Consider the following 13969-nt stretch of genomic DNA (forward strand, 5'->3'; position numbering starts at 1 on the left):
AATTAGATTACCCACCGACCATATTAATCAACCCGCCCTCAATCACCCGCGAATTAATGGATAATTGATAATTGATCACGTTGTAGGGGCGGGTTCAACAGTTAATTAGATTACCCACCGACCATATTAATCAACCCGCCCTCAATCACCCGCGAATTAATGGATAATTGATAATTGATCATGTTGTAGGGGCGGGTTCAACAGTTAATTAGATTACCCACCGACCATATTAATCAACCCGCCCTCAATCACCCGCGAATTAATGGATAATTGATAATTATTAATTATTAATTATTAACCAGGTGGGGTGGGGCGGGTTTAGTAATCTTACTGGTGGGATATTTCATTGACAGTGGAACCCGCCCCTACAGGATAATGGATAATGGATAACAGGGAATAATTAAAAGTAAGAATTATCTGCCTCTGGCGAGATTACGGAAGGTTGTATATTGGGGGTCAAAGAGTAGCTTGATAGTTCCTGTAGGTCCGTTGCGGTGTTTGGTGATAATAATTTCTGTCAGACCGCGATCTGGTGAATCTGGGTTGTAGTAATCATCTCGATATAACATAATTACCATGTCTGCATCCTGTTCGATGGAGTTGTGGACGATGATATTATTAGCGACAAAATTATGTAAACTGGGAACTGTTAAATCATATACTTCGGTTTCGCTGGCTGGTTCAATGGCGGAAATTTCATCCCAATAAATATTAGTTTCGGCGGTACAAGCGATTTGACAACCCGTAGTCAATTTGTCTAAACGTTCCCAACCTGTGAGGGTAAAAAATTGATGATTAGCAGTAGCTGTTATGGTATATCCTAAACGAGTTTTTAAGTCAAAGGTGGGCTTAACCCCGGTGGCAAAAACCCTCTGAACTGTAGCCTTTTCTAAGTTATGAGTGTCTGGATTTATAGCGACAACAGAAAAGTCAGATTTTCCAACTAATTCTCGAATGGGAACTGGTAAACGACTATCTGCTAAGGTTACTAAACTATCCCCTGATAAACAACCAGACTCTCTTAAATCGGACATCATGGGACGTTTATTGGTGCGGGACTCAACGCCTCGGCTCAACTGGGAGAGGGTAATTACTGGGAGATTTAGTTCTCTGGCTAAACCTTTAAGCGATCGCGTAATGCGAGATAATTCCTGGACGCGGTTATCAGGGTTAGCCCCTTCCATTAACTGCAAATAATCAATTAAAACTAACCCCAAATTACCACCTTGTTGAGACTGTAGCTGGCGAGTTTTTGACCGCATTTCGGTAACTGTAAGGTTAGGGGTATCATCAATAAAAATTGGCAATTCTGATAGAGTTCCGATCGCCTGAGTAAGGGGTTCCCATTCAGCTTGGCTAATACGTCCGGAACGCAGTCGATTACTTTCAATTCTCGCTTCACTAGATAACAGTCGCTGAACTAACTGTTCCTTAGACATTTCTAGGCTAAAAACGGCAATTGGTAAATTATGCTTTTTGGCAATACTATGGGCGACGGAAATAGCAAAACTGGTTTTTCCCATAGACGGACGACCAGCTACAATAATTAAATCAGACCGTTGAAATCCTCCGGTCATGGCATCTAGGTCATAAAACCCGCATTCAATACCTGGTAAGGCTAATCCTTCTGAACGTTCTTCAATTCCCTGAAAGGTATCAATTAAGGTTTCTGAAATAGACACTAAATCGGGTTTGGGTTTAATTTGTGTAACGCCAAAAATCCGCTGTTCTGCTTGGTCTAACACCTTTTCTAATTCCATGTTAGTCTGATACCCTAACTGGGCGACTTCCTGACCAGCTTGGATTAACTTACGGCGCAAAAACTTATCTATTACTAATAAAGAATACTGGTCAATATTAACAGCGGAGATAGTGCGATCGACTAATTCGCCTAACTTCATCTGACCGCCAGCAGCATCTAATTGATTATGATCTGCTAACCAAGTAGTAACGGTCATTAAATCTGTGGGTTTTCCCTGTAAATGAAGGGTTAGGGTAGCCCGATAGATAGTTTGATGGGCGCTAATGGCAAAATGTTCTGGCTTGAGGATGTCGGCGACGCGACTAATAGCTTCGGAGTCGAGAAGTATACCACCCAAAATCGCTTCCTCCGCCTCAATATTTTGGGGAGGGTTGCGATCGTTGCTTAACGGCGGTATCGGCAGACTCTCAGCCATAATTAGGACATTGTAGACGGTAGATAGTGGCGGTTTGACAGTTATTAATTAGCGGAAGCGGGGGCGCATCGGGCTTGCGCCCCAGGATAGTTCTATGGTGCAACTACATGGATTTCCACTTCGGCGGTAACTTCAGGATGGAGTTTGATATGAGCCTTATAGAAACCGATTTTGTTAATATCAGGTAAGGTGATACCACGGCGATCTACTTCTTGACCTGTAGCCTTCTCAATGGCTTCGGCTAGTTCGCGATCGGTGACGGTTCCAAAGATCGCCTCATTTTCGCCGACTGGTTTAGCAACGGTAAACCGACCGATGGTTTCCAGGGCGGTTTTACGAGACTGGGCTTGTTGTTTAAGTTCAATCAAGCGTTGACGTTCTTCTTCCCGGCGGCGTTCTACCTGTCTGAGAATGCCGGGAGTAGCGCGGACTGCGAAACTATAGGGTAGCAAATAGTTGCGCGCATAACCGGGGGCTACTTCTACTAAATCGCCTTCGCGTCCTAATTTGCTAACATCCTTAGTGAGAACGACTTGAGTTCGCTTTGACATAATGGTTCCTCATAACTGTTTTAACCCAAACACTCTATCTTAGCGATATAAAGGGGGCGATCGCAAGTGAAAACGGAAAAATCTGTGTCGGGCAGTCCTGGCACATTTCAGGTATAATCGACGGTAAAATTTAATATCAGTTAACAATTGTACCTAAAATGACACAGACACAAGCCGGTTCGCCCCAAGACTCGCAAACCCCCGTTTCTGATGCTGTCATTATCGCTCAGGATGTCCATAAGTGGTATAGCAACAACTTCCATGTTCTCCGAGGTGTCAGCCTAACGGTGAGACGGGGTGAGGTAGTGGTGATCATGGGTCCGAGTGGTTCAGGAAAATCTACGTTTATTCGGACATTTAACGCTTTAGAGGAATTTCAGGAAGGGAGTATTGTGATTGACGGGATCACGCTTTCCCATGATTTGAAAAATATTGAGGAAATTCGTCGGGAAGTGGGAATGGTGTTCCAACAGTTTAATCTGTTCCCCCATTTAACTATCCTGCAAAATGTGACCCTAGCACCAATCTGGGTGAGGCGATGGCCGAAAGCTAAGGCTGAGGAGGTGGCTATGCAGCTTTTGGAAAGGGTTGGTATTCTGGAACAGGCGAAAAAATATCCGGGTCAGCTTTCTGGGGGTCAGCAGCAACGGGTGGCGATCGCCCGCGCCCTAGCTATGCAACCGAAAATTATGTTATTTGATGAACCTACGTCCGCCCTTGACCCGGAAATGGTGCGGGAAGTGTTAGATGCAATGCGGACTTTGGCTAGTGAGGGGATGACGATGGTTTGTGTCACCCATGAGGTGGGATTTGCGCGAGAAGTAGCCGATCGCGTTGTTTTGATGTCAGATGGTCTCTTGGTGGAAGAAGGGACTCCAGAGGAGTTTTTCAACAATCCTCAAGAAGAACGGACTAAGAGATTTTTGTCACAAATTCTATAGTAGAGTTGGGAACCTCCAACAGGTAGCAGCAGAATATTGCAGAACATCAGGGACAAGCTATGGGTCGCTGGTGGCTTTTTCGGTTGGACTCAAATTCCCGGGAAGACGGTTAATAGATAGAGGATGCCAAAGTTGTTGGAGACGGTGCGCGGGAAGGGTCAAATAAAGAACATCTCCGGGACTTAACAGGGAGTCTAATAATTTCCAGCTATGTATAGTTTGGGAGTTGGTTTCGATGTACAGGGGGACAAAATCCACTCTGGTAGCCACATCTTTGACTCTTTGTCCGCAAAAGGGATGGTTAGCGGTGATTAGGGTAGCTAGGGCGACCCAAAGACTATCAGCGGTGATGCCATTGCCTAAAATTCTACCGCCGATCGCGGCGGCTGCAAAGGCAGGCGCAGCAATTTCTGTGGGACTCAGAACTGTCTCAAAATCAAATACCTGCTGAACCATTAGCCCAAATTGAGGGTCTTGGTTACGAACTATCATCCGCAGGTGGGGTGCTATAGCCCTGGCGCTGAGGGCTATTTCTAGGTTGGCGGTGTCGTCACTGGTGACGGCGAGGAGGACTTCTGCTTGTTGAACATTGACGCTTTCTAAGATAGACGACAGGGAAGCATCACCTTCGACAAAGGGTATTCTAAGCGATCGCACTGTACTGATAAAACGACAGTTAGGATCGCGATCAATTACCACTACTTCATAGCCGCTGCGGTGTAGTTGTTCAGCAATTTGAACACCAATGCCACCCAAACCACAGATTATATAATGGTTGCGTTGTGGAACCCGTGTAGCGTTGAGATATTCAGTTAACCTGGTTCCTAGTACAAAGTCATTAAGTAAGGCGTAACAGATACCAATTACCCCAGCACCTACTAGCATCATGATGGCGGTGAAGATTTTAATGCTATCAGGGGCATTCTCGGCGACTTTTTCATTACCCCCAGCCCCGGTAATCATTCCTACTGAAAAATAGAGGGAGTCAACTAGGGAATTATCTAAGTTAATGCTTACATAAGTTAGGGTCGCCAAGAAAATTGTCAGCATTAAAACCAGGGTAATCAAAAGGGCTTTTTTGCCATGCTGTTGAAACTTTTTCAGGCTGTTAATGAATTTCATCCCCCTTTGATAGAGGCTGAAACGCTGGGTGCGGATACTGGGTTTAGTGGCAATAATTAGGCGATCGCCTACATCAAGTTTTTGTCCCTCAAGAACTGCTGACACTAGATCTAAGTGGCTATTATTAGGAATGTAATAGATCAGCATTCGATCGCGATCAGACCAGAGATCATGGAGGCTTTTACCGACCCAAGAATGTTCAGGATCGATAAATTCTTCATGAATTGGCCAGGTTTGGTTAAATAGTCGCAGTTGACCAATAGCACGACTCCCCAAAGCCGCAAAGGTAAACACGGGAGCAGCCAAGGCGGAGACGCTCATGGTACTATGGTCTGGTAAAATGCGATCGAGGCTTTGTCCTAAATTAGTATTAAACAGACGGCTAATAATTCTGATTTTAGGATTGAGAATCCTGGCTTGCATTAAAATAGCTAGATTGGTAGCATCATCATTACCAGCCAGTACGAGGGTATGGGCGCTTTGAATACCAGCGGCTAACAGGGTAGAGGCGGCGCGAAAACTACCGACAACTACATCTGACCCTTCACCTTTTACGGGTTGCTCATTCACTCCTACAACAATAGCTCCTTGTTGTCTCAACAGACGAAAAATTTGGTAGCCAGTGCGTCCTAAGTTGCAAACGATAATTCTAGGTTTCATATTTCGTAAATTGTGGACTCCCCAGGGAGGGTCTAGGTCTACTGTCGGGTGTGTAATCCACCATTATGACAGCCACAAATTATGACAATTGTATCCCATAACACCGTTTGCCGATTAGATAAATACAGGGCGATCGCTATCAATCACCCTGAGTTAGAAAATCTCTGAGTCAATCTATCTGTTAGTTAGCAGGGCTTTGGATTGAGATTCTCCGGCTTTGACCAGGTTTTTATGTAGCTGTACATTCAGCAGGAATAAGGCAGTCCATTGGATAGCTATAGTTAGGAAAAAGTCGATAAATTGTGCTGATTCTAAACTAGCCCAAGGCGCAAAAGACAGCAAAAATGGCACGGGATATTGGTCGGGTTGTATTGGTATCAGCACCATGCAAATGAAAGGAAATAAGACGATCGCGAGAACAATTCCTACAGCCCAAAGTTGCGGTTTGACGATTTTCTTGAGTAGGACTAACTGCGCGACAGTTGCACAAATTAGAATCAAACCACCCAGGAAAACCAAGCCCAAAATCCACTGCCAATTTTGATGAGATTGGGAAGAATTAAATTGAAATTGTGCGGTCAAAATCCAGGGAGTCCACATGACAATTGTGATGATGATATTAGCAAAGACTGCTAACATATTGGGGCTTTTTTCTGCCCATAATAAATCCTGGAATAATTGGCGATTTTTGAGGTGATGACGGGTAGACTCTCGACGATAACGCGCCCAATCTTGCAAGGGTTGACGCTGAGGAGATAAGGCGGCGATCGCCAACAATAAGCACAAGGGAATTATCCCATATAGGAAAAATGTTCCTAACTCTTGCCATGAATTAGACCGGATTGGTGTGACAAACCCTAGCAAAAATAAGTTAAGACTAAATACTGCTAAATAACTCTGTTTTTTGCTGAGTAATGTGGTAGCGGGGTCACTAAAACGGCGGTTTAAAACTTGCCAAGTTCCCACCATTAAAACCACTAAAGTTAGACTCATAAACCCATACCATGCAGCTATATTATAGCTAACCGGAATATTAAACCATTTAATCCATAAATCCCAGCGATTATTAAAATCTTGCCAAGCATTTGGGTTCTCGTTGGCTAATCTAGCTACACCAAAGATTAACTGCAAAAATTGTAAGCTGGGAAACACTATGAATGCAGCCATTAATGTCCATAACCACCCGGCGGCAAATCCTACTAAAGGTAATAGCAGGGATAGGCTAAATAAACTCATGGCGACAATAGCAAATACCCCATATTGTAATAGCAGTAATCCGATGGGTATTTGTGCTTTAATAGCGACGATAGTCTGCAATGGTAAAGCTAAAGCCAGTCCTAGGTATAGTAAAATAGGAACACCCATTAGCTTTCCGGCTAAAATATCCCGACCTGGTTGGGGGCTGAGGCGGATAAAATTGAGAGTGCCGCGCTTTTCCTCTAGGGCTAAATCTTGAATTAGCATATACACGCCACCCAACATTAAAGCCATGGGTAAAATCCAATTCATGGTCAGAAATATATCATTCCACCAGGTTTGCCATTCAATAACTATGGGGAACTGTTTAGAGTCAATGATATATCTCCCATAGGGACTTTTTTCGGTGGGTAATTGAGCAGAAAAGAAGAATATCAGCAGTGCTTGGCTGAGGAGAGAAACACTACTAACTAAGGTAATACTGCGAGGTTTGAGTCTGCCTTTTAGTTCTCGAATTAACTGGGGATTCCAGTTAGCTACAAATGCCATCAAATTAGGTATTATCATGATTCCCTCAAGTTAAGGATAGGTGGTTAATTTGGGGCGTTTTTAAGATGCCTGTTTATGTCCCAATTTCAAGAAAATTGATTCTAAATTATCCTGGGTGGGATAAAATTGGGTAATGGGTAAACCTGCATCTATGAGCGATCGCAATAAAAGGGCCTGGGTTTCTAAATCACCAGTAAACTGCACCCGTACTTGTTGACTGCCGGGAATTACTTCCCACTCTTCTATGTTGGCACAATTTTTCAAATGTGTAACTAAGGGATTAACAGATCCGAGAGTGGAAATAAAAATTTGTTGATTACTCAGGCGCTGATAGAGTTCGGCTAAAGATGCACTCTCGACTAAATAGCCAAGTTCCATAATGCCTATCGAGGTACAAAAATCCTCTAAATCGCTGAGAACATGGGAAGAAATGAGAATTGTCATTCCAGCTTCTCGCAGGGTTTTAATGATGTCGCGAAACTGTTGGCGGGCGATGGGGTCTAACCCAGAAACAGGTTCATCAAGTAACAGCAAGAGGGGTTGATGAATTACTGTCCGCCCTAAACTTAACCTTTGTTTCATTCCCCGAGATAGGGTAGCAATTAAGCTATGGCGTTTATGGCTAAGGTCCACTAATTCTAAAACTTCATAAATCCGTTGCGATCGCTTAGGTTCTCGGAGATAATATAATCCAGCGAAATAGTCGAGATAATCCTGAACTGTCAGATCATCATAAAGGGGAAAATCATCAGGGAGATAGCCAATATACTGCTTTAAAGTGGGATTAGTGCGATCGCGTAATAGCCTTTCTCCGTGAATATAAATCTCTCCGGTTGAGGGTTCTTCTGCAGTAGCCAGCATCCGCAGTAGGGTAGTTTTTCCCGCCCCATTAGGGCCAATCAGTCCGTAAACTTCCCCCGCCGCCACCTGTAGGTCAAGGTCATGAACTGCTATATGACGGTCGAATTGTTTGGTTAGTCCCCGGGTTTCAATCGCCAATTCTTTAGCCATAAGGGGTATTTTGTAAGTTCTTATTTGGGACTACAATAATTACAATTGTGGTTACGGAAGGATCTTGATTATTCTTGCGAGTCTCCCTACATATAGAGATAATAAACCCAGTGATGAGCATTAATCTATGAGCAAAATTGCCCTGTTTGGAACCAGTGCCGATCCTCCCACAGAAGGCCACCAGTCTATTTTAACTCAACTAGGTCAGAGATTCGATCGCGTGTTGGTCTGGGCTGCTGATAACCCTTTTAAGTCTCATGGCGCTTCCCTGGAACATCGACAAGCTATGCTAGAGGTGTTGATTAACTCAATTTATCCACCCCAAACTAATATTTTGCTGAAACCAGAACTTAGCAGTCGCCGCACGATTGAGACGGTCCACCGGGCTCGGAAATCTTGGCTTAATGACGACTTTACCCTAGTTATCGGCTCAGATTTGGTATCACAGATACCCCGTTGGTATAAAATTAATGATCTGTTGGGTGAGGTTAACTTATTAGTGGTTCCCCGACCAGGCTACGACATTGAAGACCCTGATTTGGCGAAACTGCGAGAGTTAGGGGGAAAAGTAGCGATCGCCAATTGGCAGGGTTTACCTGTTTCCTCCACTGATTTTCGCCAAGCAGGTGATCCTAATCCCATTCCGGGCGCGGTGGCTGATTATATCGCGCGCCAAAATTTATATCAATCTAGTTCTGGCCAGCAGTCCTGAATATGGCAGGAAATTCCCCACAACCATCGACTAGCCACCCCCTCGCTGACTTTAAGGTGGGAGTGGATAATATTATTTTTTCGATTGATACAGCGGCTCATCGCCTGTTGGTATTATTGGTAATGCGACAACAGGAACCTTTTTGCGATCGTTGGAGTCTTCCGGGAACCTTAGTGCGTCAAGGGGAATCCTTAGAAGATGCGGCTTATCGGATTTTAGATGAAAAAATTAAGGTGGAAAACCTTTATTTAGAACAGCTTTATAGTTTTGGCGGACCTCATCGCGATCCGCGAGAAAGTGCAGGGAGTTATAATGTCCGTTATCTATCTGTGAGTTATTTTGCCCTAGTTAGATTTGAGGAAGCGCAATTAATTCCTAATCAATCAACGGGGGTAGCTTGGTATCCCATACAAGAAGTACCATCTCTAGCATTTGACCATAATCAGATTTTAGAATATGGATATCGTCGCCTGCGTAATAAGTTAGAATACAGTCCGGTGGCTTTTGATGTACTTCCACAACTCTTTACCCTAGGGGAATTATACCAATTTTATCTAACAGTTTTAGGTGAGGGTTTCTCGGACTATTCCAATTTTCGCGCCCGTTTACTCAAGCTAGGCTTTCTGTGTGACACGGGTATCAAAACCTCTCGCGGCGCAGGACGACCCGCCACCCTCTACCGCTTCGACGCTGAAGCGTTTAGCCCCTTAAAGGATAAACCTTTAGTTTTTGTTTAGTGCGCTAAATTAACAATTAATAATTAATAATTAATAATTAATAATTAGAGCCGGGTTTCTCCCCCCACAGGTCAAGAAACCATAGGGCGGGTTTATTAAGATGGTTGTGGGGATGGAGAAATTAATAATTAATAATTAATAATTAACAATTAGAGCCGGGTTTCTCCCCCCACAGGTCAAGAAACCCGGTTTCTCAAAGAAACCTGGTTTCTAAGCTGAACCATAGGGCGGGTTTATTAAGATGGTCGTGGGGATGGAGAATTGACAACAGAACCCGCCCCTACAATTATTAATTATTAATTATTAATTATTAATTATTAATTAAACTTAATGCTTGTAAGTCCTGTTTTGCTTGCAGAAAGCGCCCTTGTAAGAGGGCAGAAACCCCCCGTAATACTAAAAACTCTGGTTGTTCAGGATTTAATGCTAAGGCTGGTTGTAGGGCGATTTCGGCTGCTCTGGCGTTAAAATTATATAGGTGTACAAAGGCGAGATAAGCATGGGCGAAGGGGTTATTAGGATCGAGTTTGGTGACTGTTTCTAAAGCGGCGATCGCTCCATTTACATCCTGTTCTAACACGGAAGCTAAAGCTAGGCTATATGCTAGGTTTAAATTATCGGGTTCTTGGTTTAACCTATAGGCTAGGGTTTTTTGAGCCTGTTTGGTATAGTCCTGAACTGGATCATATTGGTTAATGCGACGAATTTCATTAAAAATCACCTCCAGTCCCTGTATACCCTGGGGAAGTTTGAGGGCTAGTTGCTGAAGTTGGGTAATTAAATCCAATTCTGGGGCGGGTAAGGCGGCTGCATTAGGGTCAATAGTCAGGGTAATGGGGGGGGATGCGATCGCTAAGGTTTCCCCGGTTTCTCGGCTTAAATAGGTGGCTTGCAGAGTATAATTGCCGGGTGTAGCATCGGGTGGGGGTAGCATTGCCATGCGTTCAACTACCTCGAACCCTGTGGCTGTGTCTTCTGGTAATTCTAGCCGCCCTGAACCTATGGCGCGATCGTGGAACCATTGGGTATTATTGTCATCATCTAATGCAGTCCAAGTCAATAACACCAAACCTGACTCAAGCTGCTGTGGGGGACCTGACCAAATGTAGGTAATGGGAATAGGAACCCCTGGGGGGGCGCTTTCAGGAACAATTACCGCCTCTAAATTCACCACCTCGGAAATATCGGCGCGGGGGGAAACTTCGACGGGTGAGGGGGTGCAACGATGAAGGTTTAAAGTGTTACCATCTGGTAGGAGCCAATTGCGATAAACTGGGAACTGAGGACCTTGGGCGATCGCAGTGACCATCAAGGTTTGGGCTTCTTTAATGCGATCGACAGAACCCTGATCTCCCGTTTTGGTGATAAACCAACAGAGGGAACCAGCATCTTGAGAAACTTCGTCATAAGCAATACCGACCTGGCGACCGTAAACCTGAAAATCTTTAATTGCGCCATAGTAGTCGATATTATGCTGATTGATATTTTCGGTGGAAGGCAAAACCCCGATGGTATTCTGTAGGTAGGGTTCGGCTGCCAAAATGGTTGAGATAATTTCTGGGTGAGGCCAGTTAACGCCTATTTCTGCATGGCGGGTATTTCCCGGACTTAGCAAGCTGCGGAATTGTTGACCGGGAACTCCCCCCACCGGCCACAGAGTTAAAATCATTAACAACACGGCTAAAGCCATGGTCCCCCAACGTACTCTCATCCCCCACCATTTCGGCCAGAGTGTGAGTCCCCAAGCTAATACAATTGACAGCATGGGTAATAGGGCGAAGTTGTAGCGGAAGTCTTTATTGGGGTTGAGGGAACAGAGTAAATATCCCCCCACCAGAAATACTGCTAACCAGGCGAAACCAGATTTCGGGGTGTCTGGGGGAAGGCTGCGCCACCGAATTAGGTAAAGTAAAAAACCGACAATGGGAACTAATAATAACGGCCAGGACACATGATCGGGGAGGAGACTTAGATAGTAGGTCCAGGCTTCTGGGTCGGTTAAGGGTGGATCGCCTTCGGCGCGCGCGGCGTATATGGTGGCGCGTTGTACTGATGTGATCATTAACAGCCAAGTATTTGACAGCCACGGACCGAAGACTAACACGGACAGCAAACCAGCGATCGCCATTTGAAAAAACCTTCCCCAGTCCCGTCTTTTTAGGGTTCCCACCGTTACCCACAACAGGGGAACAAACAAAAATAGGGCGGTGGTTTGTTTGACTAAAAATGCGAGTCCTACGGATATTCCTACAGCGATCGCCCATAACCACTGATAACGCGGTTGTTCACATTTGCGCCACATGGTCAGCAGCAAAAAACTGAAAGCGACACTGGCGGTGACCGGATAATCTAGGAGATATTCAAAACGATATAGATATAATGCGGGGAGTAATAAGCATAAACCCGCCGCCCATAAAGCTACTTGGCGGTTAAAAAGTTGGCATCCGATACAGTAAACAGACCCCAGTAATATAGCACTGAATAGCAGGTGTACTAGGTTGGCGGTGTCTGGACTAGGAGCGAATATATTTTGAAAGGGAATGGTGAGAATATATACCAGGGGGGGAATTTTGGCTGACAGGTTCCAGATATAATCCCACCACTGACCGGAAAACCATTGGGGGTCTTGGAAGGCGCGGCGGTAGATCAGGCTTCCTGTTAGGTAATAGGCGGGGTCCCAGGCTGGTACAGACCGATCAAAGATAAACCAAAGGCGATCGCTAATGGCTCCTATTAGCCAGATTATACTAATGGCGATCGCACCCGTTATTTTTTTTGACCCTTCAACGATAACCTTTCCCTCCCGATAACTCTGAACCTGATCAAAATTAAACCGAGTTTCCCAGACAATATTAGACACCTTCGCCCCAATTGCCCAAGAAACCCGATTTCCGATGTAATTATACTAGAACAAGCCTAAAGTGAAGGACTTGTCAATGGGGAAAGTTGCGCCAATACCCAGCCACAGGGTCACAAAAGTTCCGAATAGGAATATTGCTGTAGCTACAGGACGACGGAAGGGGTTTTGAAACTTATTGACATTTTCAATGAAAGGAACCACCAACAGACCCACGGGAATGGAAGCCATCATTAACACCCCTAACAATTTGTTGGGGACTACCCGCAGAATTTGGAACACCGGCCAGAAGTACCACTCTGGCAGAATTTCCAGGGGAGTCGCAAAAGGATCGGCAGGTTCTCCCATCATAGCAGGGTCAAGGACTGCCAAACCAACGATTAGCGCAAAAGTTCCAACGATAACTACCGGGAAAACATATAGCAGATCATTAGGCCAAGCTGGTTCACCATAGTAGTTATGGCCCATACCTTTAGCGATTTTCGCTCTCAAGACTGGATCACTGAGATCCGGCTTTTTCATTACTGACATGGTAAGATCGCTCTCCTTAATATTTTGAGATCAAATGGATATGTTCTAATTATCCATTATGATTCGGCTCTGCCACCATCGGGGTAGCAAAAGCTACTCCCGTCTGATGGTTTAAGATTTAGGCAGACTTTAGAGGGGTCCTGAAATACCTTGTTTACGGATCATCAGGAAGTGCAGCAACATGAATACTGCAATCAACCAGGGTAAAACGAAGGTATGCAGGCTGTAGAAACGGCTGAGAGTGGGTTGCCCTACTGCAGCACCACCCCGCATCAATTCAACAATGGTTGAACCTACAATGGGGATAGCTTCGGGAACCCCAGACACAATTTTAACCGCCCAATAGCCGATTTGATCCCAGGGAAGAGAATATCCAGTTACGCCAAAGGAAACTGTGATCACTGCCATAACTACCCCTGTTACCCAGGTGAGTTCCCGTGGCTTTTTGAAACCGCCAGTTAGGTAAACCCGGAAAACGTGCAGGATCATCATTAATACCATCATACTGGCAGACCAGCGATGGATAGAGCGAATCAGCCAACCGAAACTTACTTCTGTCATGATGTACTGAACAGAGGTAAATGCTTCGGCGACGGTCGGCTTATAATAGAAGGTCATCGCAAACCCAGTAGCAAACTGGATTAAGAAGCAAACTAGGGTGATCCCACCCAGACAGTAGAAGATATTTACGTGGGGAGGGACGTATTTGCTAGTGATGTCGTCGGATATCGCTTGGACATCTAGCCTTTCGTCAAACCACTTGTAGGTTTTTGATTCGGTGATTTCCTTTGAGAACATGAAGCTAGGATTCCTAAAATATTAATTGCTGCCTTGGTTGTTAGGTCTGAACTGATACATTTACGCGACATTTTTCCGGTTGTTCCCGGACAATGCGACGATAGCACTATTACCCGTTAAGGTAAC

The 13969-nt window shown here is 44.8% G+C and carries 11 protein-coding genes and 1 pseudogene; 3 read left to right on the plus strand and 9 right to left on the minus strand.

Annotated features, from left to right (window positions below; translation table 11 throughout):
* Window positions 1–413: 413 nt before the first annotated feature.
* Window positions 414–2177, minus strand: coding sequence for a replicative DNA helicase (gene dnaB / locus ACTIE0_RS16035; RefSeq protein ID WP_006625724.1), 1764 nt, complete (start codon window positions 2175–2177; stop codon window positions 414–416).
* 92 nt (window positions 2178–2269) lie between these two features.
* Window positions 2270–2728, minus strand: coding sequence for a 50S ribosomal protein L9 (gene rplI / locus ACTIE0_RS16040; RefSeq protein ID WP_006669164.1), 459 nt, complete (start codon window positions 2726–2728; stop codon window positions 2270–2272).
* 158 nt (window positions 2729–2886) lie between these two features.
* Here rplI and ACTIE0_RS16045 point away from each other — a divergent pair, with 158 nt between their 5' ends.
* Entirely contained in the window at window positions 2887–3669 is a 783-nt protein-coding gene (locus ACTIE0_RS16045) for an amino acid ABC transporter ATP-binding protein (RefSeq protein WP_006625726.1), read from the plus strand.
* Between the two features lie 57 nt (window positions 3670–3726).
* Here the strand turns inward: ACTIE0_RS16045 and ACTIE0_RS16050 are convergent, their stop codons facing one another.
* From ACTIE0_RS16050 to ACTIE0_RS16060, 3 genes are all read right to left on the minus strand, one after another.
* Window positions 3727–5451, minus strand: coding sequence for a potassium channel family protein (locus ACTIE0_RS16050; protein ID WP_006625727.1), 1725 nt, complete (start codon window positions 5449–5451; stop codon window positions 3727–3729).
* 174 nt (window positions 5452–5625) lie between these two features.
* Complete coding sequence (locus ACTIE0_RS16055; protein ID WP_006669163.1) at window positions 5626–7215, minus strand: hypothetical protein; 1590 nt, start codon at window positions 7213–7215, stop codon at window positions 5626–5628.
* Between the two features lie 42 nt (window positions 7216–7257).
* Complete coding sequence (locus tag ACTIE0_RS16060) at window positions 7258–8208, minus strand: ABC transporter ATP-binding protein (protein ID WP_006625731.1); 951 nt, start codon at window positions 8206–8208, stop codon at window positions 7258–7260.
* A gap of 127 nt (window positions 8209–8335) precedes the next feature.
* Here ACTIE0_RS16060 and ACTIE0_RS16065 point away from each other — a divergent pair, with 127 nt between their 5' ends.
* Window positions 8336–8920 (plus strand): nicotinate-nucleotide adenylyltransferase, encoded by a 585-nt coding sequence (locus tag ACTIE0_RS16065; protein ID WP_006625732.1) that lies wholly within the window; start codon window positions 8336–8338, stop codon window positions 8918–8920.
* A 2-nt stretch (window positions 8921–8922) separates the two neighbouring features.
* Window positions 8923–9657 carry an NUDIX hydrolase gene (locus tag ACTIE0_RS16070; RefSeq protein WP_006625733.1) on the plus strand — a complete coding sequence of 245 codons (735 nt, stop codon included), beginning with the start codon at window positions 8923–8925 and terminating at the stop codon, window positions 9655–9657.
* Between the two features lie 310 nt (window positions 9658–9967).
* Here the strand turns inward: ACTIE0_RS16070 and ACTIE0_RS16075 are convergent, their stop codons facing one another.
* From ACTIE0_RS16075 to ACTIE0_RS16090, 4 genes and pseudogenes are all read right to left on the minus strand, one after another.
* Window positions 9968–12517: a glycosyltransferase family 39 protein gene (locus ACTIE0_RS16075; protein ID WP_006669162.1), complete on the minus strand. Its 2550-nt coding sequence runs from the start codon at window positions 12515–12517 to the stop codon at window positions 9968–9970.
* Between the two features lie 45 nt (window positions 12518–12562).
* The gene (gene petD, locus ACTIE0_RS16080) at window positions 12563–13045 is read right to left on the minus strand and encodes a cytochrome b6-f complex subunit IV (protein ID WP_006625735.1); all 483 of its coding nucleotides are present in this window, start codon (window positions 13043–13045) and stop codon (window positions 12563–12565) included.
* Window positions 13046–13174: 129 nt separating this feature from the next.
* Window positions 13175–13843 (minus strand): cytochrome b6, encoded by a 669-nt coding sequence (gene petB, locus ACTIE0_RS16085; RefSeq protein ID WP_006616443.1) that lies wholly within the window; start codon window positions 13841–13843, stop codon window positions 13175–13177.
* A gap of 60 nt (window positions 13844–13903) precedes the next feature.
* Window positions 13904–13969 (minus strand): annotated as a pseudogene (locus ACTIE0_RS16090) (zinc ribbon domain-containing protein); the annotation flags it as partial.

Source organism: Limnospira sp., assembly GCF_051859755.1.
Classification (GTDB): Bacteria; Cyanobacteriota; Cyanobacteriia; order Cyanobacteriales; family Microcoleaceae; genus Limnospira; species Limnospira fusiformis.

Excerpts from the sequence above, each read along its gene's own strand:
- dnaB (WP_006625724.1), bottom strand. The coding sequence starts at position 2,177 with ATGGCTGAGAGTCTGCCGATACCGCCGTTAAGCAACGATCGCAACCCT.
- rplI (WP_006669164.1), bottom strand. The coding sequence starts at position 2,728 with ATGTCAAAGCGAACTCAAGTCGTTCTCACTAAGGATGTTAGCAAATTA.
- ACTIE0_RS16045 (WP_006625726.1), top strand. The coding sequence starts at position 2,887 with ATGACACAGACACAAGCCGGTTCGCCCCAAGACTCGCAAACCCCCGTT.
- ACTIE0_RS16050 (WP_006625727.1), bottom strand. The coding sequence starts at position 5,451 with ATGAAACCTAGAATTATCGTTTGCAACTTAGGACGCACTGGCTACCAA.
- ACTIE0_RS16055 (WP_006669163.1), bottom strand. The coding sequence starts at position 7,215 with ATGATAATACCTAATTTGATGGCATTTGTAGCTAACTGGAATCCCCAG.
- ACTIE0_RS16060 (WP_006625731.1), bottom strand. The coding sequence starts at position 8,208 with ATGGCTAAAGAATTGGCGATTGAAACCCGGGGACTAACCAAACAATTC.
- ACTIE0_RS16065 (WP_006625732.1), top strand. The coding sequence starts at position 8,336 with ATGAGCAAAATTGCCCTGTTTGGAACCAGTGCCGATCCTCCCACAGAA.
- ACTIE0_RS16070 (WP_006625733.1), top strand. The coding sequence starts at position 8,923 with ATGGCAGGAAATTCCCCACAACCATCGACTAGCCACCCCCTCGCTGAC.
- petD (WP_006625735.1), bottom strand. The coding sequence starts at position 13,045 with ATGTCAGTAATGAAAAAGCCGGATCTCAGTGATCCAGTCTTGAGAGCG.
- petB (WP_006616443.1), bottom strand. The coding sequence starts at position 13,843 with ATGTTCTCAAAGGAAATCACCGAATCAAAAACCTACAAGTGGTTTGAC.